Raw genomic sequence first — 24,889 nt, forward strand, 5'->3', positions numbered from 1 at the left:
CAAGATCGGGGTCTTGAACCAAGATGCCCTTCGCGTAGCTCAGGGAATGGGATAGGAGGATGGACCAAGATCTGGTTTTGAGCCAGGATGCCCTTTGGCAGAGCTCATATTCTGGATATAAGAACAAGATAGTTAGCCAACTTTGAAAATTCTGTTGCCTTATGTCTTATATCTGTTAGTCTAAACTAAACAATATGTCTATTTTAATTTGGAATAATTCTTAACAATATTTAGATTTGTTCCAAATTAAAAGAGAGCACATGATTTGTCCATTAGCAAATTTTGAAGAGATTTTCCAAACTGAGGATGGGGCTGTATACCAATGTAGCCGTAGGAACTGTTATTGGTTAGATTTTCAAGGGTCTACAACTGCTTTTAGGGTTAGGGACTTTTTTGCTTTTAAGAAGAGGGTAGATGCCATTGATCTGGAAATGATGCTGAGCAATTCGGCTAGAGCATTTGATTTTGAGATCATTATGCCCTTCAGGACCGATAGTATCTTTGTTTTATCTGTGCAAGACATCATTAAATTAAAGGCTGTACTTTCTGGTGCGAAATTTATGATCGAGCTGAATAGCGAAATCAAAGCCTGCCTACAGGCCAAAGCCTTGATTGCCATTTAATATTCTTTATAATTATACTGATTCTAAATAGCTTAGCTAATATTATGGCTAATTTAGACTGAATTTGTATTACATATTTTTCCTACAATTTCTTTCGTTTAGCTTTATCTTTGTGTTAAGGAAATCGACATAAGGTTTCTTGTTATTACATAAAAAGGAAAATATATTATGAAAGATTTATTGAAATTAAAAACATCTATCTCAGAAGAGATTGAAAACATATTGAATGAACAAGTTAAAGTAGAAGCACACTCATCAGCATTGTATTTGGCAATGTCAGCATGGTGTGATGATCAAGGCTTGGACAATGCAGCAGATTTCTTTGCTAAACAATCAGATGAAGAGCGTACTCACATGCTAAAGATCTTCAAATACATCAGCGACCGCGGTGGACGTTCTATTTCACCTGAAATCACGAATGTACCAGTTGATTTTGAATCTTTCAGAGGTGTATTCGAGCAAACATTGGAGCAAGAGATGTTTGTAACGGAACAATTTAACAAGATCGCTGACAAATGTTTCAAAGCAAAAGATTTTGTAACATTCAACTTCATTCAATGGTTCCTAGAAGAGCAAGTAGAGGAAGAATACATTGCCAGACGCATCCTAGAACTATTCGACGTAATCGGCGAAGAAGGTACTGGACGTTGGGAAATTGACCGTCATTTAGTGAAAGTAACTTTCGATGGAGAATAAAATTCTTTAAAAAGTAAAAAAAAGGGGCTAACATCACATTTTAGCCCCTTTTTTTTATACAATTATTTTCAGTTTATACGTTTTAATAGTAAATTTCAGTTTATAGTTATTTAGTGAATTTTTAGATTGCCAATTTAGTCTATAGCTTTGTGAGAAATTACTGTTTAGGTATACTTATTTTGCTTCTAACATTTTTAGGATTTCATGAGCTCCATGCTCAAGAAGCCTTGAAAAATGTAGAAGGTGTGGTAGTTGACAGTACGGGGCTGGGGATGAAAGATGCATCGGTAAGGTTGATTAGCAATATCGATACCATGAGCACGACCACGGATGCAAATGGCTTCTACCAATTCAGGAATGTCAAAGGGAAAAACCTCAATATTTCCTATAGTATGTTGGGATACCAGATCGTAAACAAGAGTATTCCTACTACCGTATTCATCAATAAGATTTTCGTACCGCGAGTTGTACTATACCCACAGTCCACATTAATTCCCGAGGTTAGGGTAGTAAAAGTCATCCCTGTCGTGGATCGCGGGGATACGATCCAATTCAATATGTCCGCATTTTCTTTTCCTGAACATTCACTTCTTGAAGAGGCCATCAAGCAATTGCCAGGTTTTCAGGTCCTGCGTGATGGTACAACATATTATAATGGTCAATTGATTCGGGGAGTACGAGTGGATGGCAAGAAATTCTTTGGTGGTGACCTGCTGACTGCTACGCGAAACCTCCCTTCGGAGTTTGTAAAACAGGTTGAAGTCATCAATGACTATGGCGATCTCTCTATGGCAAAAGGTATTAAGACATCAGATCCGGAAAAGATCATCAATATTATCCTAGAGGAAGATAAGAAGCGGATTACCTTTGGGCAGGGAACGATTGGTGCGGGTACACGGGACCGATTTATCGGTAGTTTAGGTATCAATAAATTCAATGATGGTCAGGAAATGTCCATTATTGGTTCCTTGAACAATACGAATACCAGTCTATTCCTTTTTGGTTCGCCAGATGGAGCTGGAGGTAGAAATACGGACCTTTCTGAGGTGGGAGACTTTTCAGACCCTAATGATGGTTTGAACAAATTAGGGTCGCTAGGGATTTCTTTTACCGATAACCTAGGCGATAATATTACCTTGAATGGAGGATATTCCTATCAAAGTAAGTTTAACCTAACGGAAGGAAATTCTTTGTTGACCTCTTCATATGCAGGCTATAAGATCCACCGTTTCGAGAAGTACCAAAGCCGTTCCTATGATAACTTGCATACCTTGAATTTGGAGATGAATGCCAAGTTCAAAAATAACGATGTATTAAAGATCAATCCAAAAGTTGCCTATAATCGGGAGTATTTCTATAACCATAGAACGACGGATTTGACCAACCGAAGATTGCATGATATAGGTGAGAGACAGGATACGACCATCAATAGTAAGCCTTCGGCTGATATTTCAGTTCTCTATTCCAAATACTTTCACAAGCCGGGAAGAAAGCTCGTTGGTGATCTGAAATTAAATTATCAATCATTGACCAAGGATGATGTGGTATCGGAATACTATGAAAGTTTTGATTCTACTGGAACCATTCCTACGATGACGAGTTATCGACAGCGGCAACTGGTGGATGCAAGAAATGATGTTGCAGGAGTAAAGAGTTCGTTATCATATGTGGAGCCTTTCTATGAACATAGTTTATTGGAGATATTCCATGAAATGGACATCAATAATATTGAAGCTGTTCGTACCGTGCGGGATCCGTATTACCTAGGTGGGGAATTTGTTGATTCCTTGGCCATGGACTATGCCTATCAGTTTAGGAGCTTTAAAACAGGATTGAACTATCAATATGAACCTAACAAGAAATTTAGGGTCAATATGGGTTTTTCGGTACAACCTGTCAATCTATCCGGAAGGGTGCGAGGTGATACCACGATCTATAAATATAATAACGTGAACCTGGTACCCTCTACCACCATCCGTTATAAATTCAGCAATGACCTGGAAATCAAATTGGCCTATTTGGGAAGAAACGTACAACCGACTTTTTTACATATCTCGCCAGTAAGGGACAACTCGAATTCAAGGAACATTATTATCGGTAACCCTTCATTGAAAGCTGAATTTTCCAATCAGTTTTCTACCACATTAAGGAAGTTCGTGCCGACCCGTGGAAAGTATTTCCAGACCGATTTTGCCTATACCTTTATTGCGAATAAGATCGTAACAGCAAAGAAATCATTATCCAATGAAACCATTCAGGAAACTACTTTCGAGAATACCGATGGCTATTACGATATCAAGTGGTATTATGAGTTTAATTCGCCTATTTTTTCGGATGAGCTGAACTTAGGACTTTCAGGAAATGTAGATTATTATAATAACCTGTCCTATATCAACGATAGGAAGAGTACGACGCAACAGGTGTTATTTAACCAAAATGTGCAGTTTAGGTACTTGCCGAATGAATATTTTGAATCGGTTTTCAATACCAATTATTTCCTGAACCGTGCTGTTTACGAGCTTCCCTATAAAAATAAGATTGCTGCCCATTCCTTTTTGTTGAGTTTGGCAGGTAGAGGTTATCTTTCGGAGAATTTTGTTTTAGGTGCTGAGATGTCGCAAAAGTTTTATAATGGTTATGTGAGCGAATTGAGTGATGTAAATCCAACTATTATCAATACCTACCTAGAATATAGCTTTTTGAAAAACAAAGCAGCATTAATTAGGTTACAATGTAATGATATCATGGACCAGAACAAGAATGTGGGGGTAATGACTTCATATGTTGGTAACGATGTATTTGAATCTAGGAACAATAGGTTGGGGCGATACTTTATGTTGACCTTTAACCTACGTTTGCAAACTTATCCGAATAAATAAATGAGAGCAGCAGTAATGACAACATTTGGAGGGCCTGAGGTTTTTCAAATTGAAGAAAGGGAAGATTTAACACCGACTGGGGATGAGCTAGTGATTGAGGTCAAGGCTGCTGGAATTAACCGTCCAGATGTCTTTCAAAGAAAGGGGCATTATCCAGCTCCAGCGCATGTCATCCAGGAAATTCCAGGTTTGGAAGTTTCCGGTATCGTTAGCTCCATTGGACCAGAGGTGCACAGATTTAAGGTTGGGGATGAAGTGATGGCTCTGTTGCCAGGTGTAGGTTATGCGACCCAAGCTTGCGTATCAGAAAGAGCATGTTTGCCAAAGCCCAAAAACTTGAGTTTTGAGGAGGCAGCTTGTATTCCGGAGACGGTTTATACTGTTTGGCATAATGTCTTTCAAAGGGGGCGATTAAAGAGGGGTGAGCGGGTACTGATCCATGGAGGAACAGGAGGCATTGGGACCACGGCAATTCAGATTTGTAAGCAATTTGGTGCCATAGTCTATTGTACCGTAGGGTCAGAAGAAAAAAGAAAGGTAGCTTTGGACCTTGGTGCTGATAAAGCCATTAATTATAAGACTGAAGATTTTGTTGATGTCCTCAAGCCGGAAGGTCTGGATGTAATATTGGACAGTATAGGTGGGGTATATTTCAACAAGCACATCGCATTGCTGCATGAAGATGGAAGGTTGGTACAGATCAATGCCATGGAAGGCGGAAAAGTGGAATTGAATCTTCTGAAGCTGATGCAAAAACGGATCACGGTGACGGGTTCGACATTGAGAGGGCGAGACCTTTCGTTCAAAGGAGAGTTGACAAAAGAAATTGAAACAAATATTTTACCTCTTTTAGAAAAAGGGGTGATCAGACCACTGCTAACTAAAATCTTTCCCTTTGAGGAGGTAATTGAGGCACATCGCTATTTTGAGAGTCCAGAACAGTATGGGAAAATAGTGCTTAGAATGGATAGCTAAATACTTTTAGCGATTGGCTTTGTCAATTATTTTCCTATATTTAGAAATTGATAAAACCTATTTTTCACAAAATGAACTTAAAATTTATTACTACAGCTTTATTGATAGGTACGACTGTCTTATCAGGATTTGCTCAAAAAGTTGGGAAGGTTGAGAAACCGATCGATTTGGTGAGCACCTTGGTGGGTACACAATCTACTTATTTTTTATCCAGCGGTAATACTTATCCAGCGATAGCCCTGCCATGGGGGATGAACTTTTGGAGTCCCCAAACCGGAAAGATGGGCGATGGATGGATGTACACCTATACCGCAGAGAAATTGCGTGGAATAAAACAGACCCATCAGCCATCACCTTGGATGAACGATTATGGTCAATTTTCCATTATGGCGATGGTCGATAATAAGACTTTCGATCAGGACAAACGTGCGAGTTACTTTTCGCATAAGGCCGAGGTTGCAAGACCACATTACTATTCAGTATACCTTGCTGACTATGATACCAAGGTGGAGCTAACTCCGACAGAACGTGCTTCATATTTTAGGTTTACTTTTCCAAAAACAGATTCAGCTTTTGTATTGATCGATGCTTTTGATAAGGGTTCTTACGTAGAAGTTATTCCTAAGGAGAACAAAATCGTTGGTTATAGTACGAAGAACAGCGGTGGAGTTCCTGAGAACTTCAAGAATTATTTCGTGATGACCTTTGATAAGCCATTTGCGAATGTTTCAACTTTCGCTGATTCAGTTTTGACTGATGGCCGGTTTATGGTAAAAGCAGACCACGTGGGCGCTATTGTAGGGTTCCAGAATGCGAATGCAGGTGAACAAGTGTTGATGAAAGCTGCCTCTTCTTTTATTAGTCCTGAACAAGCGGTTCAAAACTTGAAGGAGTTAGATGGTGTAACATTTGACGAACAGGTTAAAAAAGGAGAGGATATCTGGAATAAGGAATTAGGAAAGATTGAAATAGAAGGAGGAAACATTGACCAGATGCGTACGTTCTATTCTTCCCTGTACCGATCGTTATTGTTCCCAAGGATGTTCTATGAGATCAATGCACAGGGCGAGGTGGTTCACTATTCTCCATATAATGGGAAAGTGCTACCAGGCTATATGTTTACTGATACCGGATTTTGGGATACGTTCAGGGCCTTATTTCCATTCCTGAACTTGATGTACCCAGAGATCAATGAAAAGATGCAGGAAGGCTTGGCAAACGCCTACCGTGAAGGTGGTTGGTTGCCTGAATGGGCGAGTCCTGGTTATAGAAATATCATGGTCGGTAACAATTCTGCTTCTGTAGTAGCTGATGCGTACATCAAAGGGGTTAGATCTAAAGATATTGAGACCTTGTATGAGGCGGTATTAAAAGGTGCCAACAATGCAGGGCCGATAACAGCAGTAGGTAGAGCAGGGGCCGAATACTATAATGAATTGGGTTATGTGCCATATGATGTGAAAATTAACGAAAATGCTGCCCGTTCTCTAGAATACTCTTATGATGACTTTGCTATCTATCAATTAGCAAAATCATTGAACAAAGATTCCGATAAAGATTTCTACAAAAAGAGAGCTTATAACTATCAGAAGTTATTTGACCCATCAACAGGCTTGATGCGCGGTAAGAATAAGGATGGATCATGGTCTACACCATTCAATCCATTCAAATGGGGAGATGCTTTTACAGAAGGTAACAGTTGGCATTACAGCTGGTCCGTATTCCAGGACGTTGAAGGGTTTTCGAAATTGTTAGGTGGACATAAAGCAATGGAAATCAAATTGGATTCTGTATTTACCTTACCTCCAATTTTTGATGATAGCTATTATGGCTTCCCAATCCATGAGATCCGTGAAATGCAGATTGCCAATATGGGTCAATATGCGCATGGTAATCAGCCTATCCAACATATGATCTACTTATACAATCATGTGGGAGCTCCTTGGAAGGCTCAGTATTGGATCAGGGAAACGATGAACAGAATGTATTCGCCAAATCCTGATGGATACTGTGGTGACGAGGATAACGGCCAGACTTCAGCTTGGTATGTGTTTTCAGCCATAGGCTTCTATCCAGTAACTCCTGCTACCGATGAATACGTGCTAGGATCGCCAGTATTTGATAAGGTCACTTTGCATTTAAGCAATGGCAAGACCGTGAATATCGAGTCTAAGAACAACTCTGACCAGAACCGTTATATCCAGAACATGAAATGGAATGGCAAGAACTATACAAAGAACTATATCAATCATAGTGAATTGTTGAAAGGTGCTAATCTGCAGTTTGACATGGGTGCAGAGCCTAATAAGAAAAGAGGGATCAATAAAGCTGACCTTCCTTACTCCATCAGTAAGGACGATCAATAGACTGATCAATACCTAGTGAAAAAAAAGCTCCAAGATTAGTCTTGGAGCTTTTTTTAGGTTAATAGGTTGGAGAGATTAAAAAAGGCTTGAAATCAATTCAAGCCCATAAAAATTCGTTTTATCTTACCCCATACCTTAGGGCGCGCACATGTTCCTTTACTAGATGTATTCTGGTAAATTAATTGCTTTTTGGCTAGTGAAGATTAAAAATCTTCATCATCGTCATCAAAATCATCGTAGCCGCCGATCGAATCGATATCGTCTAATCCGAATTCATCATCGTCATCAAAGTCATCATCATCGTCATCAGGACCGTTGAAGTTGAGCACTCTTTCATCAACCTTTACATCTGTTTCAATTGCTTGCATTGTAGCCATGTTGTTTATTATGATATTTTTCTTTTGTTATGTAAAATTATAGAAGAAAATTCAATTGATAAATTTTTTTTAAAAATAATTAAAACAAATTTTATCCTACCTTATAATGATTTAATCGACGATTTCACCGATACTGTTCTCTTCAGCTACAATATCTTTAAGCTGAGGGAGATCCTTGGTGCTGGATAGCCCAAAGTGGTTCATGAACTCGCCGCTGGTCGCATATAGCAGGGGCTTTCCAATGCTGTTCGCCTTTCCTGCAATCTGTATCAAGCCTTTATCCAAAAGCCTTTGAATGGAATAATCACAGTTCACACCGCGGATCTGTTCTACTTCCAATTTGGTAATCGGCTGCCTATAGGCGATGATTGCCAAGGTTTCTAGTGCTGATTGGCTCAGTTTTTTTCTTTCTTTATGGATTTGAAGCTGATTGATAGCATCGTGGTAGGCCGGTTTTGTCAAGAACTGCAATTGATCATTGATGGAAACCAATGCCAAGGGATAATCTTCGGATTCATACTTAGCCTTAAGTTTTCCAATAAACTCTGCTAATTCCACTTTACTGATCTCAATGGCCAAGGCTTCCTGTAAAATTTCACGCAGGTCTTTCTGGCTTATTCCTTCGGAAGATGCAAAGATGATAGCTTCAATATTTAATATAATATCTTTCAAAACGATGCTTAATAATTAATAACCTGTTCTTCCATCTGTTCTGGTAATTCCCTGAACCTATAGGTCTGTGTTCTAAGTTGAGGTTCAAATCCAGCTTCAATGATTGCATCCTGAATGGATTTTGAAGTGAACCTGTGGGGAGCACCAGCAGCGGAAACTACATTCTCTTCAATCATGATGGATCCAAAATCGTTAGCACCAGAATGAAGACAGATTTGTGCAGTCTGCTTTCCGACGGTTAACCAAGAAGCTTGGATATTCTTGACGTTAGGGAGCATAATTCTGCTTAGGGCGATCATCCTGATGTATTCATCTGCCGTTACATCATTGGTGATGCCACGAAGGCGTTTCAATAAGGTTCCGTCATCCTGGAATGGCCAAGGGATAAATGCGATGAATCCATAGGCATCGGCAGGTTTTTCGCTTTGTACCTCACGGATCCATACCAAATGCTCAAAGCGTTCTTCGATGGTCTCAATATGACCGAACATCATGGTTGCTGAAGTTGGCAAGTTGATTTTATGGGCAGCACGCATGACATCCAACCATTCCTGTCCGCCACATTTACCTTTAGAGATTAATCTGCGTACTCGGTCATTCAATATTTCTGCACCAGCACCTGGCAAGGAGTCAAGACCGGCCTCTTTCATGGCCGTCAGGACTTCAAGATGGCTCATGCCTTCCAATTTTGCAACGTGGGCAATTTCGGGAGGACCTAAGGAGTGCAGCTTCAGGGCTGGGTAAAGTTCTTTTAATTGTTTGAATAGGTTGGTGTAGAAACTCAATCCTAGATCAGGGTGATGTCCACCTTGCAACAGTAATTGATCACCACCATAGCGGAACGTTTCTTCGATTTTCTGCTTATAGGTTTCAATGTCCGTAATGTAACTTTCTTCATGGCCTGGGCGTCTGAAGAAATTACAGAATTTGCAGTTAGCGATACATACGTTGGTCGTATTCACGTTCCTGTCAATCTGCCAAGTTACCTTACCATGGGGAACTTGAATCTTACGCAGTTCGTTGGCTACAAAAGCAAGGTCTGCAGTTGCCGCTTCTTTATATAAGAAAATGCCTTCTTCTTTTGTCAAGAAGTCAAAGTTCAAGGCACGTTCTAACAGTTTGTTTACATTCATGTAATAACAAAGATACGGAGCTTTTTATGAAATCGGAAGATGTAAAATAGAATTGAAATGGATTAAAATTAACCTAAATAACACCTAATCAAATTGTTGCTTGAAGATAAGTGCTTATTCAGGTAATCAAATTAATTTTTAGAATAAATTTTGGAATACAAAAACTTATAAATCAGTTAGTTGTTTTAATAATAAGCTTACATTTATTTTACTTACAGTTTACCGTTTTATAATAAAGTAGCGTTGAAAATTCATATATTTAAGTACACTACAAAGGAGGTCATTGATGAGCCACGACATTATCCATATTGAACGTACATACCCAATTTCTACAGCTGCATTATGGCAGGCTATGACCGATAAGCAAAAGTTAAAGGACTGGTTCTTTGATATCCCTAATTTCAGTACGGAGGTTGGTGCCCAATTTGAGTTTTCAAAGGTTGAAAGGCAGGAAAAGGATTTTCACCAATGCCAAGTTTTGGAGGTAAAACCGGAGGAACTATTTAAGTTTACTTGGCGCCATCCAAAGCAAAAAAAAGGGAATTCAGTTATTACTTGGAGGTTTATTCCAAGGAGGGGAGCAACCACTTTGCATTTGACCCATGAAGGTTTGGAACATTTCAGAGATGCCGGAGAACAATTTTCCCAAGAACGTTTTGAGTCGGGTTGGGAAAGGATCTTGGGTGATTCACTAACAAAATTTATCGAAAAATTGTGACACAGGGTTTTGTCATAACCCTTTGAATATCATTTTTCTACTTCTTAATTAATGAATTCTTGCTGCGAAGAATAGCAATGGGAATTCATTTTTTTTTACATTTAGTTTTGAAACCTATTCTATTCGTTCACGGATCTAAAGATTTATATGAAGAAAATTTTCTCCAGTTTATATGTACAAGTCATATTAGGCATCCTTATCGGTATTTTATGCGGAGTGTTCTATCCTGATTTTGCTGTTAAACTAAAGCCTCTCGGTGACGGATTCATTAAGTTGATCAAGATGATCATCGCCCCGTTGATCTTTAGTTCCATCGTAATCGGTATCGCCGGAATGCAGGATATCAAGAAAGTCGGAAAGATTGGTTTGAGTTCCTTGATCTATTTTGAGATCATGACCACCATTGCCCTGATCATCGGATTGGTATTTGTGAACCTGATCCAGCCAGGCACGGGGATGAACGTTGATCCCAAGACTTTAGATCCTTCAGCCGTTTCTCATTATATACAGGAGTCCAAGGAACATAATAGCGTGATGGATTTTATCCTGAGCATTATTCCCAATAATGTTATTGCAGCCGTCGCATCAGATAATCTTCTACAAGTGTTATTGTTTGCTGTTTTGTTTGGAATTGGGCTTACGAAAATTGGTGAAAAGGCTTCAGCCCCAGTGATCGATGTCCTGCAATCCTTCTTAAAAGGTTTGTTTGCAGTCATTAAGATGATCATGTATTTGGCACCGATTGGTGCAATGGGGGCGATGGGCTTTACCATTGGAAAGTATGGGATCGAAGCATTATCCTCCTTAGGGTTATTGATGCTCAGTTTTTATGGCACCTGTATCGTTTTTATTGTAGGTGTGATTGGTGCCGTGCTCTATTTTTATGTGAATGTCAATATCTTCAAGTTACTAAAGTACATTAAAGAAGAGTTATTGATTGTTTTGGGTACTTCTTCTTCTGAATCGGCATTACCTGGCCTGATGCAAAAATTGGAAGATGCAGGCTGTTCCAAACCGATCGTTGGTTTAGTTATTCCTACTGGTTATTCATTCAACCTGGATGGTACCTGTATCTATCTGACCATGGCAGCTGTGTTTATTTCACAGGCCCTTAATATGCACCTCAATCTAGAACAGGAAATTACCCTGCTCTTGGTTCTCTTATTAACTTCTAAAGGCGCCGCTGGTGTAACCGGAAGTGGTTTTGTAACCCTTGCGGCAACTTTGCCCGTTGTAGGGCATATCCCTGTTGAGGCAGTGGGTTTGATCTTAGGGATTGATCGTTTTATGAGTGAGGCTAGGGCATTGACCAATATTATTGGAAATGCTACTGCTACCATAGTGGTCGCCAAATATGAAAAGGGCTTGGATGAGGACCTCCTTCATGAAAAGCTGGGTTCTGCGCATGCAGAGATTAAATAAGATCTGGAATCGCCTCATAAGGGCGATTTTTTATTTAAAGAATTTGATAAATCACAACACGAAAACTAAAAAAGTAAAACATTAGCCTCCTTTTATTGGTTAAAGTAATATTCCAAGTTGATATTGTATCACAGTTTAAGATTTTTATATGGATTTAAAGTCTAATGAACCTTTTTGGTTGGTCAAGAATGGAATTATTTCATCTTATCCTTCCTTGAGAAATGATTTAGCATGCGATGTTCTGGTCGTTGGGGCTGGAATTACGGGTAGTCTGATTGCACACCAATGCGTGGAGCAGGGTTATGAAACGGTCGTGATCGATAAAAGAGAAGTCGTGAACGGGAGCTCCTCGGCTACTACATCCATGTTGCAATATGAGATTGATACCCCCTTGTATCAATTGATAGATATGGTTGGAAAGGAAGGTGCAGTAGAAAGTTATAAGGCTTGTTGTGAATCCATTGATAAGTTAGGGAAAATCGCCTCGAAGATAAAATCTGAAGCAGGTTTCAAAAAGAAATTATCCCTGTACTATGCCTGTAGAAAGAAAGATATTTCTTGGTTGAAAAAGGAATTTGAAGCCAGAAAGCAAGCTGGATTTGATGTGAGCTGGTTGGAAAAGGATGAGATAGAGAAAAAGTTGGAAATCAAAGATTCACATGGAGGGATTCTTTCCAAGCATGGCGGAAGTGTCGATGCCTTCCGTCTGGCGCATGATTTATTGCAGTACGATCAAAAAAGAGGATTAAAGATTTTTGATAAGAACGAGCTTGTGAGAGTGGAAGAGAAAAAGGATTTCAACCTTGTTCACTTGGATACCAAGGCTAAGATAAAAGCCAAACATATTATCTATTGTATTGGCTATGAAAGTGCCAATCTGATCAAGGAGAAGTTTGTCGATCTCCTGAGTACCTATGCCATCGTTTCGGAGGTAAATCAAAAGCTTTACGAAAAGTACAATGATTACCTGATCTGGAATACCTCAGATCCCTATTTATATATGCGGACCACAGATGATGGCCGATTTTTAATAGGCGGTGAGGATGAGGAGTTCAGAAACCCTCAGAAGAGGGATGAGCTATTGGGTGAAAAATCATTGAAATTGGAAAAGGACTTAAATAAGGTCTTTGAGGATAAGTCTTTTGTAACTGATTTTACCTGGGCAGGGACATTCGGTGAGACCAAAGATGGTCTGCCATATATCGGCACTCATCCGGATTTTAAACGGTCATATTTTGTCTTAGGCTTTGGAGGGAATGGGATTACCTTCTCGGTAACAGGGATGGAAATGGTCTCGGATTGGTTAAAAGGAAAAAAACATAAACTGTCATCATACTTCGCTTTTGGAAGATAAATGTCTAATTAAAATTATAATACCATGAAAAAAAGAAAGAATACTGATGCACCTCATATTGACAGCCATCTTGTTGACAATATGAACAAGGTAATGACCACTAATGACGGCGTGCCTGTTTATGACAATAACAATACGCTAAAGGTTGGAGATAGAGGACCGTCTTTACAGCAAGATCATATCTTTTTTGATAAGCTCATGCACTTTGATAGGGAACGGATACCGGAAAGGGTGGTTCATGCCCGTGGTTCAGGTGCTCATGGATATTTTGAAGCGACCGCGGATATGAGCGAATATACTTCGGCAGACTTTCTCAAAAAAGGAACGGTGACTCCTTTGTTCGTGAGGTTTTCGACGGTTGCTGGATTTAAGGGTTCAACAGATCTAGCAAGGGATGTGAGAGGTTTTTCCGTAAAGTTCTATACCCAAGAAGGGAACTATGATTTGGTTGGGAACAGTATTCCTGTTTTCTTTATCCAAGATGCTATGAACTTTCCAGATGTCATCCACGCCGTAAAGCCTGAACCCAACAATGAGATTCCTCAAGCGGCTTCTGCACATGATACCTTTTGGGATTTTATCTCTTTGATGCCCGAGTCCGCACATATGTCTTTATGGGTGATGTCTGATCGAGCAATTCCAAGAAGCCTTCGGATGATCGAGGGATTTGGCGTACATACCTTTAAATTTATCAATTCTGCCGGTAAAGCTACTTTCGTGAAATTTCATTGGAAACCTAAACTAGGAGTGCATTCTGTAGCGTGGAATGAAGCCCAGAAGATTTCAGGTTTTGATGCTGACTTTCACCGCAGGGACCTTTGGGAAGCCATTGAAAATGGACAGTTCCCACAATGGGATCTAGGTGTTCAATTGATTCCAGAGGAAGATGAAATGAAATTTTCATTCGACATCTTAGATCCAACGAAAATAATACCTGAAGAATTGGTGCCAGTAAAGATCATTGGAACCATGACCCTGAACCGTAATCCTGAAAACTTCTTTGCAGAAACAGAACAAGCTGCATTTGACCCAGGAAGAGTGGTGCCAGGGATTGATTTCTCAGATGACCCACTATTACAAGGAAGAATCTTTTCCTATATGGATACGCAGAACTATAGGCTTGGAGGTCCAAATTTCCATGAACTGCCAATCAATAGGCCCATCAATGGAAAGCACAATAACCAAAAAGATGGGTTTGCGAGGATGGATATCCTAAAAGGCAATTCGAGTTATTTTCCAAATAGTCAAGGAAATGGTTGTCCATTTCAAGCGATGATGAAAGGAGAGGTGGGCTATCAGACCGGTAAGCAGCAAGTAGATGGAAAGAAAGTAAGGGCAAGGTCCAATTCCTTCGCAGATCATTTTACACAAGCCAGGTTGTTCTTTCATTCCTTGAGTACAGAAGAACAGACTCACCTGATAAATGCCTTCAGTTTTGAATTGTCAAAAGTCAATAAAGAAGATATCCGTAAAAGGGAATTGGCTATCCTTTATCAAGTTGAGCCCGCCCTTGCAAATGCAATTGGTAAAAACCTTGGATTGAAGCCTTCAAAATCCTTAGATCCATTGACGGTAAAGTTTGCGAAGCAAAACCATCCAAACTATCCGATCCAGCCTAATAAACCAGAAGTAGAAAAGTCTGCATTCCTGAGCATGAAAGTCAAGGGCGATGAAGGAACCATAGCAAGTAGAAAGATTGCTTTTTTGGTAGATGATGGTGTTAGTAAGAAGTCGGTGGATAAAATGCGCAAAGCATTGATGAAAGAAGGAGCAATGGCTGTATTGGTTTCCTCGCATGTTGGAAATCTTAGGTATTTGGAAGGCGATATGGAAGAAGTGCAGCATTCTTACCTGACGGATTCTTCGGTTTGTTTTGATGGTTTCTATACTCCAGCTGGGGATAATATTGATAAGCTTGGTCAAAACCCAGATTATCTTCAATTTGTAAATGAGGGCTATAGACATTGTAAGGCTTTAGCCTTTGCAAAAGAAGCGGAGAAACTCATTGGGAAATCTTTTATTGAAACAGATGAAGCAGTAAATTGTGAATCTGCGGGAGCCAATTGGATCAATGATTTTATCCAGGCATTGAAAAAGCATTGAATCTGGGAAAGGGAAAACAGTAGGAAAGTTCCTTCCTAGAAAAATTAAAAGAGGCCAACTTTTTACAGTCGGCCTCTTTCTTTAAAAAGTTATCTTCTTTTTTTCTTTTTATAACTCACGTCATAATTGAAAATAAAATAACCTTTTTTGTATAATTATAAACGCCCTAGTATCTGCAATATTGTGTATCTATTAACTTTTTTTTAATATTTTTTTAATAATGCCCTCTATTGGGCAATAAACAAGCATTTTTTAGAAAAAAAATATTAAAAAAATCTTTCATAAAATAGAAAAGGTTGACATTTTTCGATTGTCAACCTTTTCACTTAAAAAGTTATCTTAACTTTTTCTTCTTGAAACTAATGTCTCAATGATTTTAAAATAACCTCTTTTGTATAATGATAACGTTATTGTTTCCAGGATATTGTGTTAATGTTAATTATTTGTTTTCAATACTTTAACTGTGTAGCTAAGCGTCCTTAAAAATTAGAAAGAAAATAATGAATTGCTCATTAAACCGTTTTACATTTGTGAGGTCTTATTAAAAACTGATGAAAAACAGAATGAAAAAAAACTATTTTAACAGGGCATTGTTACTGTTTAATACTTTTAAGAATAGAAAATTAACAAACGAAGATATAGAGATCGCTGAAGGAAAAGCTCAGCATTTAGAAGGCAAAACCAATGAGTTCAAACTATTGATATCAATGATAAAGGATACTTTCTCCGGTCGATACAAGATGAACAAATGGAATATGTCCATTATTGTGGGGACTATCGTCTATGTTATTTCCCCAATAGATGCTATTCCAGATATTATCCCTGTGTTGGGATGGTTGGATGACGCTTCCATCGTTGGCTTTGCAATTTCAAAGTTAGCAGATGAGGTAGATCGCTATAGAAAGTTCCAGAAAACTGGAATAAGCACAGTAAATTAGGTCAAGTAAAGTATAAGTTAGGGATAGGTGTTAATGAAAATTAACGCCTATTTTTTATCTAGTTAAATAATTATTGTTTCAGGTCTTTGCAATTAATAATAATTATATTGGCTGAAATTAATACCTAAATTATGAAGCAGACCATCATTGCCATTATTTTATTATTCAATTTGCAGTTTACTTTCGCACAAGAGGATGTGAAGTCAAAGATAGATGACCTTATGAAGGAGTATTATCCCAAGGATAATGATCCAGGGATCGTACTGGAAGTTTATGATAATAACAATAAATCCATTTATGCAAAAGGGCAGGGCATTGCTGATTTAAAAACTGGAAGGAAGATTGATGTCCAAACAAACTTCAGAATGGCATCGGTCAGCAAACAGGTTACGGCTGCTGCTATTTATCAATTGATTAAGGAGAACAAAATAGATGTTAATACTGCAAAGTTGAGCGATTACTTCCCAAACCTTAAAGGAGAAATCAGGAATGCGACAGTACCTCAACTCTTGAACCATAGTTCTGGAATTGTTGACTATGAAGAGATCATTCCTAAAGGTCTGAAGGAACAATTACTTGATTCGGATGTGCTGAAATTAATTGAGCCTTTAGATCGAGTATATTTCAGTCCTGGAACTAAGTTTCGTTATAGCAACACGGCCTATTGCCTTATGGCATTGATTGTGGAGAAAGTATCGGGACAAGGCTTTAGCGAATTTGTTTGGGATCATTTCTTTAAGCCATTGAATATGCACAATTCCTTAGTCTATAATCCTGAAGACGAAATTAAGGATAGAGCCTATGGATATCATTTGAAGGATAATGAGTTTGTTTTTGCAGATCAAAGCCTTACCAGTGCTACGAAGGGAGATGGTGGGGTTTATACTTCCGCGAGTGAATATAAACTTTGGAACCAAGCTTTCATTAAATCTATGGAAGAGGGATCAAGCTTTAACGATTTTTTTGATAAAAACATCATCGCTATAAATAAGGACTGTTCCTATAGTATGGGCAAGTTTGTAGCCGCCGATCAATTTGGGAATAAGGTGTTTTTCCATACCGGAGAAAGCACAGGTTTCAACAATTTGGTGATGAGCATTCCTTTGAGAGACATCAATATCAGTCTGTTTACCAATAGAGATGATAAGAAAATCAATCCTTTTATAGAAGAGCTATTAAATATCTTGGATATTAAACTGATGCAACAGGAGAAAAAGCCAGTATTCAAATGGTTAAGTGATACCTATGCTAACGAGCATTAATCATACTCCTTTACATTAGCAATCTTGATCTGATTGTTTTCTAGCACAAGTTTAATGTCACGGTGATAGTCCGTTTGCAATTTGCAATCTGAAATAATCAGCTTTAAGTTCAATTCTGAAGCGTTTTCATCCAAGAGATCGCAGCTTGAAACCTTGATTTCTCCCCAGTCTTGTCCAGAGATCAAAAACCCTTGTCCTAGACTAGCTGTATCTATTTCAAATTTATTGCCCCATTTTTGGTTGAGTTCAAATTTGGTGATACTGCTGTCTATATCCAATCCGGTATTCATGGCATCGACCTTAAAGTTGTAATAATCCTCGGTGGTCAACAATTTCATTTTATCGAAGCCACTATCTTTTACAAAATAGCTTTCAATACTATCTTTTAGCCATTTACAGCCAGCTTCTTTACCGATGGGGTTCTTATCGAATTCAAGATTGGCAAGCGTATCTAAGGGATCTTGTTTTGATTGTTGGGTATTATTGCTACAAGCCATGGCCCCCAACATTAAGGCAAAGAAAAAATATCTTTTCATACCGTTAATAATTAGTACAATAAAAATAGTTAATATTCTTGAATAAAAACTGAAGTCTATTTAAATGGAAGTTGCCATACTGCTGATTCTCTTGATCTTATCAGAGCCAGCAGATGAAAACTCTTAGAAGTCATGAAAGGCTATTTTCTCGGTATTAAAGCAAAGAATTCCGCTTGCTGCCGCATGTTTTCCATGGCTGATGATCTGTTTAAGTTCCAAGGAATTAGCCTTGGAACTTTTTATTTTTTCTAGATATTCGACTACAGCATCATAGCCTGATATGGTTTTATCCCCAATCATTTCCCATTCGATATCTTTATGGAACTGTTCCGAGAGTGCCTTAACATCACCTTTTGCAAAGGCAATATTGAGGTCCCTGATGATTCTTCGCTTGGGTGCATTGTCACAGTCCTGGGGCGCAATTACCTTCATCTTACCTATTTTTCTAGAATCTCCTTTAAATGGCGTAATCCTGCATCAAAATCCTTGTTCATATCAAAGAACAAGCCCATGAGGTTGAAAGGATATGGCATTTTGCCATCAATTTCCCAAACAACTTTTGAGCTTTCCGGATTGATCGCATCGACTTGCATAAAAGATTTATTGGCGTCTCCTGTTCCGTTAAAGAATAAGTCCATTTCAATTCTTCCAGCAGCAGAATCCACTTTGGTCAGCACTTGTTTCCCATCACCAACTTTCTTGCTTTTCCAAGTGTAAACAAAGCCTGGAGTACCATCGGTGCCTTCATAATGACGCTCAATATTTGGATCCTGTCGGGACCAATTGTCGTAATTTCCTTGATTCCTCATCAGTTTCACATACTCAAAGACCTCTGATTTCGGTTTGTTGATGCTGATTTCACTACCAGCATGGAAATCCTTAGGGACAAAAGCCGCTATGATCAGAATTAATGCAACTATACCTAGTACAGTCAATAAAAAATACTTTAAAAATTTCATCTGTGGTTAATTGTTTTGTTTGATATTATTTAGTTATCAACGTTAGCATTTTGTTAATGGTATTCAAGTTCCTGCCAGTTGCATTCACTTTCAGTTTCTTCTCAATGAAATTATTGTTCAACTTGCTTTTTGCCATCCCCGAAGGCAAATAAAAGTAGAATAGTTTTCCTTTATGCAAATATTCCTCTTGTCCAAGATCAATAGCTTTAAAACCTTCTAAAGCAGCATTTTCAGGCTGGTTGTCCAAATAGGTAATGAATACATGATTCGGAGCTAAATCAGAAGGGAAGGGGCAAGCCTCCAGTGAGGACATTAATTCTTCTTCTGTGAGAACAAAGACCGAGATATCTAACCCAAACTCTTGAAGGATCAACGAATTAATTTGTGTTGCAACCTTTTCGGAATCTTCATCCGACTGCAGGACGATGTTGCCACTTTGAATATAGGTCTGCACATCCCGAAAGCCAGCTTTAGCGAGCTTTTCTTTTAATTCTGCCATCTTGATCAGGTTCTTGCCTGAAACATTTACTGCCCTTAAGAAGATGATATATTGCATAATTAGTGTTCTCGTTAAGCATTTACTAACGAAGATATCTCAATTTTTTTCATTTTCATGAGTGCATCAGCAGCATTTTTATTCTGAAGCAATTTACTGATGTCCTTTGGAACCACTTGCCAACTTACCCCAAACTGATCTTTGCACCAGCCACACATGCTTTCTTGGCCGCTTTCGGTAATTTTATTCCAGTAATAGTCGATTTCCGTTTGATCTTTACATACAATGGTCATTGATGTAGCTTCATTGAAGCTGAATGGTTGTGGAACTCCAGAGTCCATGGCAGCCAAGGTCACTCCATTTGCCTTAAATTGCGTATGTTGGACCTGTCCTTTTATAGGACCTTCTGGATATTCCAAAACGCCTTGTAACTCAAAATCTGGGAATAATTCTTCGTAGAACTTCAATGCCGCTTTACATTTTCCCTGTTGCTCAGCACAGAACATCAAGGTAGGGACAATTGCTTGGTGGTTGACATTTTCCAGTTGTCCATAATACAGCTGCCAATTGTAACCATATTTATCAGCAATCCATCCATAGTATTCAGAAAAAGGATATTGCTGTAATGGCATCAATATTTGACCGCCATCCAACAATTTGTTCCATACCTGGTCAATCTCTTCTTTACTTTCAAAGACCGGCATAAAGGAAATTGCAGGGGTAGGTTTGAAAATAGTACCGCCATTGATCCCAATAAAGTTCAAACCCATGATATTGACTTCAACCACGACGCCATTGTCTTTAATGATTGAGCTGTTTGGAAATACATCCGTATAAAAATCAAATGCTTCTTTAGCTTGGTTATCAAACCAAAGTGAAGGTATTATCTTGTTTGCCATTATTTTATAGTTTATAATATCGTTTAATTGAGTGAGGAGTATAATTTCTTCGATAAAGGACATGGCTATGCTATTTTATTGGATTCTGCACTTAATACAAAACTTGATATATCGAGTTTACAACAGATGATGGAAAGGAATTGTTCGACACTAATTTTAACTTCACAAGCTCTTCCTGTTCGGATAAAAAATGGTAACCTTTTCCGATGGCTACCGGACAGACCATGAGATGTAGTTCGTCTACTAACTTGGTCTCAAACAAGGATTTCGTTAAACTGAGGCTTCCCCAGACTACTATATTCTTTCCTGGTTTTGCTTTCAATTCATGAATGAAATCTGCAAAGTTTTCATTCACCAAGATGGCTGAATCCCAATCGCCCCAAGAAACAGATTCCAATGTATTGGAGAAAATATATTTTTCTGTGGCGTTCAGACCAGGTCCCACCGGTTCCTGGGAAGGATCAACATTAGGCCAAAAGTCCAGAAACATTTCATAAGTCTTTCTACCTAACAGGATGCTATCAATGGTTTTGATGAATTCCACCATATACGTATCTACCTCTTTTCCGATATGCATGCGCGTTCCGTCAAAGAAGCTGGTGGTTTTATCACGGTCGGCCGCAAAACCGTCCACCGAAACATATTCTTGTACGATTAATTTTCTCATAATGTGTGATTTTTATTAGAAGCCGAGCTACTAATCTTTGTTTTCAGTGGATAAGTGAAGGATGTTTCCTGCAGGATCCCTGATCCAATCCACATTTTCTAATCCTTCTTCATCAGGATTGACCAGCTCAATATCATTAGCTTTAAAATAAGCAATAGCTTTCTGAAGCTGGTCTGTGCTGAGTTCAAATAGTACTTTCGGTTCTTTTCTATTAGGAACTGCATCTAACCAAAGGTAGATAGGACCAAAGGATACCTTTGCTGACCTGCTGACGGAAGGGTCATTTACTTTAATTTCCTCGGTATCCATCAAGAGTATATCCCGATAGAAATGTAATGTCTTTTCGAATGAATCTTCTGGAATCTTTAATGCGATATTGTTGCTAGCATTGAGTTTGAATTTTCCCATACGATACCTTGCAATAAAATGAATTCCTTAGCAATCAGTACCACATTTCAGAAAATGTGGTACTGATTGATTAATTGTTAGTGATCAGAGATCTTTTAACCCATTTTCTTGTTTCCTTCAAAATGGATCATCCAATTGATGCCAAATTGATCTTGGAAAGAAGAATACAGTTCAGCAAAGAAAGTTTCTTCCAATGGCATTTCAATATTTCTTGCTCCTGCAGAAAGCGAATTGAAAAGTTCCTTGGCTTCTTCAGGAGTCTGTACATCCAACATGATATAAATAGAGTTTCCATTGGTCAGTTTATGTCCGAAACCTTCCACTACATCCGAACCCATCAACATGGTATCAGGATTGATTTGCAGGGAGGTATGCATGACCTTTCCTTTGGCATCTTCAGGTAGCGGTGGAAAATTTGGATCTGCTGGCATATCACCGAATAAATATGTCCCTTGGACCTCTGTTTTGAAAACCTTCTGATAAAAATCAAAAGCTTGTTTACAATCACCGTTAAAGTTTAAATAAGCATGAACCTTTGCCATAATGTTTTAATTTTTCTGGTTTATATTTAATTAATGTGTCTAATTTTTTGTCTATGATTACTTTTTGAGTAGGGCCTCCAAGTTGTTCAATCCCATTTCATAGCCTTCGAGAAAGCCCATATCCAAATAGGATTTAAGGGTCTCTGCCGAGTCGTACTTGCAAGAGGAGGTCACTGTGCAGACTCCATCACTGGAAGAAAAGTCATTCCTCCAGGTTGAACTTGGAAAATCCTTGTTTGGGTTTCCATTTTCATCACAGAAACCATCTTCTCCCGTATAATAATTCTGAGGGTCAATTTCTTTATAGTCTAGGTAGGACCAATGGATCTCTCCGTTTGGACCGGTCATGTTGTATAACCAGCGTCCTCCAACAGAAAAATCCTGTTCTTTGGTATTGCATTTCCAAGGTTTGGGAGCCCACCATTCATCTAATATTTTAGCATCGGTAAATGCATTCCATACTTGTTCTTGAGAAGCTTCAAATGTTCGTGTGATGATGACTTCATTCTCCTTGATCTGATGTTGAAATTTCTTTTCCATGGCTTATATGTTTTGTTTTTCTTCAAATAGTAAATCTAAGGTACGGAGCGACTCAAGGAATCCACTTGCCATAGGACAAGTAATGAAACTTCAGTTCAAAAAATGGAATGGTCAGCTATTTTTTAGAAGAACGCATGGCTGGGAGCTTCTTGATCGACTCATCCCATAACATGGTTTGATATTCATCGCTAGAACTGTCTATCAACCGTATTTTACCTTCTGAATCGTAATAAATGCCCCATCCATAGGTTTTTGCAAGAGGTGAGGTCCTTAAACAGGCTTGCCCTTTGGAATAGAATTTTTCTCGTTCTTCTCCCAATTCCTCCTCAAGTAAATCTTTCCTTTGCGCATGGATGTCAAAGATCAGATCATCTGAATTAACCTTTGCAGGTTCTTTCATCAGTCTATCATATTGCAAATTGGCAACAGTCAATTTGTCGATCTTTAGAGGTGGTATTTCACCTTTTAAAGTTTTACAGTCCTCAGCCACAGTGATCAACGTGTTGTAATAATTCGTGCTATGTACTTTCATGATACATTTTTTGGATTACAGAATAAAATTAGGGCCTTGGAGTGACAACAGTTTGTCAACTGCAAACATTAAGTTTATTTTTCTGGATGGATCCTTTCGTATTTATCTGAAATAAATGCAATCGATTCTTTCATCATGTTCTTGAGAACACCGATGTTTATATCCTCCAGTTTTTTGATATAGATACAGGCTTTACCCATCTTGAATTTTCCGAAACCTTCCAAGAGATGCTTATGTTCCTCACATCCGGTAAATACATATAGGGATATGGCAGCTTTCCTAGGAGAAAAACCCAATAAAGGGGCGTCGCCCTGATGCCCCGTAGGATATACGTAATGATATTGACCAAAACCGATAATACTTGGTCCGAACATTATTGCTGGTTCTCCAGTAGCTTCTTCCATCAGCTCAATCAGTGCCAAGGAGTCTTTTTTCTTTTGTTCATTGTCTATTTCATCGATATATGCATAGACATCATCTGCAGTAAATTGCGTTTTTACTTTAGCCATAACTATTGTTCACAGATTTCCTTTAATTTCTTTAATGCATCAGGCCACATTTCATCAAACATGTGTAGATCATCTTCATCAGAAATTTCCAAAGAGCAGAGGACATTTGTCTTCCCGCCTTCTTCCTTAAACCTATAGATCTCCAGCGCATTTCGCCAATTGTCAATTCCTGGACCTTCATATTTTTCGCCGTTCTGGTCAAACATGCCCAGATGTCGGATGATCACGATCTCTCCAGGGATATTCTTGTCTATTACCGAGACCATTCCAGCCTCATTGCCATTTTGATCCAAGGATAGAAACTTTACTTTCGAATTTTCTTCCCAATTGCCTTTTACATCTGATGTAGGGCTGAAGGGTTTTGTCCATTCCCGATAACTATCCCGGGTTAGCATTTTGGAATGAACAGTTTTTGCATCAGCATTGATTTGCTCGCTAAAATATATTGTTTTCATTTTATTGGAATTTACCGAACCCAAAAACTGCACCAGCTGGATCCTGAATGATTACATAATTATAGGTGCCATCGGCTTTCTTGTTTTCATGCACAAGCTTTCCGCCACGGGCAATAGCCTTTTCCAGTGTAGCTGCCACATCATCCACGCAGACATACATGATCCACTGTGGTGGGATGCTCGCATTGATTCCCCGTTGGTTGCAAATGCCTCCAGCTGGATTCTTCTCGTCATAGAGCATCGCGTAATCGTTGTAAGATTCCTCGCCATCTTTCATGGCCACTGGATATTCCTGCCAACCTATGACATCTTTATAGAATTCCTTCAAGGAATCAGCTTGATTGGTCGTCAGATCTGCCCATACGATCTGACCTGCATTATATTTCTTTTCTGTCATGTTCTTCGTTTTTTATTTGCTTTCCACGTGTTTCTTGAAATTATCCAAGATCGCTTGCCAGCCATCCCTTTGCATATCCTCAGGATTTGAAGCTTCCATGTCAAAGTCAATGCTGACCGCTGTCTTTCCATTCTCGTCTTTAAACTTGATGTCCGTTTCTCGGTTGTCCCCCAATACATAAGATATGCTGTTCATGGCGGTAACTTCCGTATAGGTGCCTTCAAAATCAAATTCAAAACTGCCATCCTTGGCTGCCATTTTGTTTTTGAACTTACCACCAACGCGTAAGTCATTTTCAGAAGAGGGGCAATGCCAATCCTCCGATGCATGGTTCCATTGTTTAATATCTTCTGGATTATTGTAAGCATCCCAAACTGTTTGAATAGGAGCATTGATTAAGGTCTCAATGTGAATTCTTTTCTTTTCCATTA

28 protein-coding genes are annotated in these 24,889 nt (G+C 38.8%); 11 read left to right on the forward strand and 17 right to left on the reverse strand.

The window, feature by feature from the left end:
* Positions 1-260 precede the first annotated feature (260 nt).
* From NLF99_RS18555 to NLF99_RS18575, 5 genes are all read left to right on the forward strand, one after another.
* Positions 261-623 carry a DUF6686 family protein gene (locus NLF99_RS18555; RefSeq protein ID WP_185211945.1) on the forward strand — a complete coding sequence of 121 codons (363 nt, stop codon included), beginning with the start codon at positions 261-263 and terminating at the stop codon, positions 621-623.
* Positions 624-791: 168 nt separating this feature from the next.
* Positions 792-1,319: a ferritin gene (locus NLF99_RS18560; protein WP_185211946.1), complete on the forward strand. Its 528-nt coding sequence runs from the start codon at positions 792-794 to the stop codon at positions 1,317-1,319.
* 179 nt (positions 1,320-1,498) lie between these two features.
* A complete protein-coding gene (locus tag NLF99_RS18565) occupies positions 1,499-4,198 on the forward strand; it encodes a TonB-dependent receptor (protein WP_254530045.1) in 2,700 nt (899 codons plus the stop codon).
* The gene (locus tag NLF99_RS18570; RefSeq protein ID WP_254530047.1) at positions 4,199-5,173 is read left to right on the forward strand and encodes an NAD(P)H-quinone oxidoreductase; all 975 of its coding nucleotides are present in this window, start codon (positions 4,199-4,201) and stop codon (positions 5,171-5,173) included.
* A 71-nt stretch (positions 5,174-5,244) separates the two neighbouring features.
* On the forward strand, positions 5,245-7,539 hold the full coding sequence (locus tag NLF99_RS18575; RefSeq protein WP_254530049.1) for a GH92 family glycosyl hydrolase: 2,295 nt from the start codon (positions 5,245-5,247) through the stop codon (positions 7,537-7,539).
* Positions 7,540-7,742: 203 nt separating this feature from the next.
* On the opposite strand, the gene NLF99_RS18580 is transcribed toward NLF99_RS18575, so the two are convergent.
* From NLF99_RS18580 to NLF99_RS18590, 3 genes are all read right to left on the reverse strand, one after another.
* On the reverse strand, positions 7,743-7,907 hold the full coding sequence (locus NLF99_RS18580) for a hypothetical protein (RefSeq protein WP_185211950.1): 165 nt from the start codon (positions 7,905-7,907) through the stop codon (positions 7,743-7,745).
* A gap of 120 nt (positions 7,908-8,027) precedes the next feature.
* Positions 8,028-8,588: an SMC-Scp complex subunit ScpB gene (scpB, locus tag NLF99_RS18585; RefSeq protein WP_185211951.1), complete on the reverse strand. Its 561-nt coding sequence runs from the start codon at positions 8,586-8,588 to the stop codon at positions 8,028-8,030.
* Between the two features lie 8 nt (positions 8,589-8,596).
* Positions 8,597-9,721, reverse strand: coding sequence for a CofH family radical SAM protein (locus tag NLF99_RS18590; protein WP_254530051.1), 1,125 nt, complete (start codon positions 9,719-9,721; stop codon positions 8,597-8,599).
* Between the two features lie 286 nt (positions 9,722-10,007).
* Between NLF99_RS18590 and NLF99_RS18595 the strand changes: the two genes are divergently transcribed.
* From NLF99_RS18595 to NLF99_RS18620, 6 genes are all read left to right on the forward strand, one after another.
* The gene (locus tag NLF99_RS18595; RefSeq protein ID WP_185211953.1) at positions 10,008-10,439 is read left to right on the forward strand and encodes an SRPBCC domain-containing protein; all 432 of its coding nucleotides are present in this window, start codon (positions 10,008-10,010) and stop codon (positions 10,437-10,439) included.
* A 141-nt stretch (positions 10,440-10,580) separates the two neighbouring features.
* Positions 10,581-11,861, forward strand: a complete 1,281-nt coding sequence (gene dctA, locus NLF99_RS18600) for a C4-dicarboxylate transporter DctA (RefSeq protein WP_368041480.1) — start codon at positions 10,581-10,583, stop codon at positions 11,859-11,861.
* A 148-nt stretch (positions 11,862-12,009) separates the two neighbouring features.
* Positions 12,010-13,215 (forward strand): FAD-binding oxidoreductase, encoded by a 1,206-nt coding sequence (locus tag NLF99_RS18605; RefSeq protein ID WP_254530055.1) that lies wholly within the window; start codon positions 12,010-12,012, stop codon positions 13,213-13,215.
* A 24-nt stretch (positions 13,216-13,239) separates the two neighbouring features.
* The gene (locus tag NLF99_RS18610; RefSeq protein WP_254530057.1) at positions 13,240-15,318 is read left to right on the forward strand and encodes a catalase; all 2,079 of its coding nucleotides are present in this window, start codon (positions 13,240-13,242) and stop codon (positions 15,316-15,318) included.
* Positions 15,319-15,881: 563 nt separating this feature from the next.
* Entirely contained in the window at positions 15,882-16,256 is a 375-nt protein-coding gene (locus NLF99_RS18615) for a YkvA family protein (protein ID WP_185211957.1), read from the forward strand.
* A 131-nt stretch (positions 16,257-16,387) separates the two neighbouring features.
* Positions 16,388-17,518: a serine hydrolase gene (locus NLF99_RS18620; protein ID WP_254530059.1), complete on the forward strand. Its 1,131-nt coding sequence runs from the start codon at positions 16,388-16,390 to the stop codon at positions 17,516-17,518.
* Here NLF99_RS18620 and NLF99_RS18625 read toward each other — a convergent pair.
* The 14 genes from NLF99_RS18625 to NLF99_RS18690 all read right to left on the reverse strand — a co-directional run bounded on the left by NLF99_RS18625 (position 17,515) and on the right by NLF99_RS18690 (position 24,887).
* Positions 17,515-18,054: a hypothetical protein gene (locus NLF99_RS18625; protein ID WP_254530061.1), complete on the reverse strand. Its 540-nt coding sequence runs from the start codon at positions 18,052-18,054 to the stop codon at positions 17,515-17,517. The genes NLF99_RS18620 and NLF99_RS18625 overlap by 4 nt on opposite strands.
* A gap of 123 nt (positions 18,055-18,177) precedes the next feature.
* Positions 18,178-18,486, reverse strand: coding sequence for a nuclear transport factor 2 family protein (locus tag NLF99_RS18630; RefSeq protein WP_254530063.1), 309 nt, complete (start codon positions 18,484-18,486; stop codon positions 18,178-18,180).
* A 5-nt stretch (positions 18,487-18,491) separates the two neighbouring features.
* The gene (locus NLF99_RS18635; RefSeq protein ID WP_185211961.1) at positions 18,492-19,013 is read right to left on the reverse strand and encodes an SRPBCC family protein; all 522 of its coding nucleotides are present in this window, start codon (positions 19,011-19,013) and stop codon (positions 18,492-18,494) included.
* A 25-nt stretch (positions 19,014-19,038) separates the two neighbouring features.
* Positions 19,039-19,569 carry a DUF1697 domain-containing protein gene (locus NLF99_RS18640; RefSeq protein WP_254530065.1) on the reverse strand — a complete coding sequence of 177 codons (531 nt, stop codon included), beginning with the start codon at positions 19,567-19,569 and terminating at the stop codon, positions 19,039-19,041.
* 14 nt (positions 19,570-19,583) lie between these two features.
* Positions 19,584-20,408 carry a VOC family protein gene (locus NLF99_RS18645; RefSeq protein ID WP_254530067.1) on the reverse strand — a complete coding sequence of 275 codons (825 nt, stop codon included), beginning with the start codon at positions 20,406-20,408 and terminating at the stop codon, positions 19,584-19,586.
* A gap of 91 nt (positions 20,409-20,499) precedes the next feature.
* Positions 20,500-21,075 carry a dihydrofolate reductase family protein gene (locus NLF99_RS18650; RefSeq protein ID WP_254530069.1) on the reverse strand — a complete coding sequence of 192 codons (576 nt, stop codon included), beginning with the start codon at positions 21,073-21,075 and terminating at the stop codon, positions 20,500-20,502.
* Positions 21,076-21,105: 30 nt separating this feature from the next.
* Positions 21,106-21,483 carry a VOC family protein gene (locus NLF99_RS18655; protein ID WP_254530071.1) on the reverse strand — a complete coding sequence of 126 codons (378 nt, stop codon included), beginning with the start codon at positions 21,481-21,483 and terminating at the stop codon, positions 21,106-21,108.
* 95 nt (positions 21,484-21,578) lie between these two features.
* The gene (locus tag NLF99_RS18660) at positions 21,579-22,025 is read right to left on the reverse strand and encodes a VOC family protein (protein WP_185211966.1); all 447 of its coding nucleotides are present in this window, start codon (positions 22,023-22,025) and stop codon (positions 21,579-21,581) included.
* A gap of 57 nt (positions 22,026-22,082) precedes the next feature.
* The gene (locus NLF99_RS18665; protein ID WP_185211967.1) at positions 22,083-22,565 is read right to left on the reverse strand and encodes an SRPBCC domain-containing protein; all 483 of its coding nucleotides are present in this window, start codon (positions 22,563-22,565) and stop codon (positions 22,083-22,085) included.
* Positions 22,566-22,680: 115 nt separating this feature from the next.
* Entirely contained in the window at positions 22,681-23,097 is a 417-nt protein-coding gene (locus tag NLF99_RS18670; RefSeq protein ID WP_254530073.1) for a DUF6157 family protein, read from the reverse strand.
* Between the two features lie 74 nt (positions 23,098-23,171).
* Positions 23,172-23,606 (reverse strand): DUF1801 domain-containing protein, encoded by a 435-nt coding sequence (locus tag NLF99_RS18675; RefSeq protein WP_254530075.1) that lies wholly within the window; start codon positions 23,604-23,606, stop codon positions 23,172-23,174.
* Between the two features lie 2 nt (positions 23,607-23,608).
* A complete protein-coding gene (locus NLF99_RS18680) occupies positions 23,609-24,061 on the reverse strand; it encodes a hypothetical protein (protein ID WP_254530077.1) in 453 nt (150 codons plus the stop codon).
* A gap of 1 nt (position 24,062) precedes the next feature.
* Complete coding sequence (locus NLF99_RS18685; protein ID WP_254530079.1) at positions 24,063-24,458, reverse strand: VOC family protein; 396 nt, start codon at positions 24,456-24,458, stop codon at positions 24,063-24,065.
* 12 nt (positions 24,459-24,470) lie between these two features.
* On the reverse strand, positions 24,471-24,887 hold the full coding sequence (locus tag NLF99_RS18690) for an SRPBCC family protein (RefSeq protein WP_254530081.1): 417 nt from the start codon (positions 24,885-24,887) through the stop codon (positions 24,471-24,473).
* Between the last annotated feature and the right edge of the window lie 2 nt (positions 24,888-24,889).

It is taken from the genome of Sphingobacterium sp. LZ11T8 (assembly GCF_024261425.1).
Taxonomy (GTDB): domain Bacteria; phylum Bacteroidota; class Bacteroidia; order Sphingobacteriales; family Sphingobacteriaceae; genus Sphingobacterium.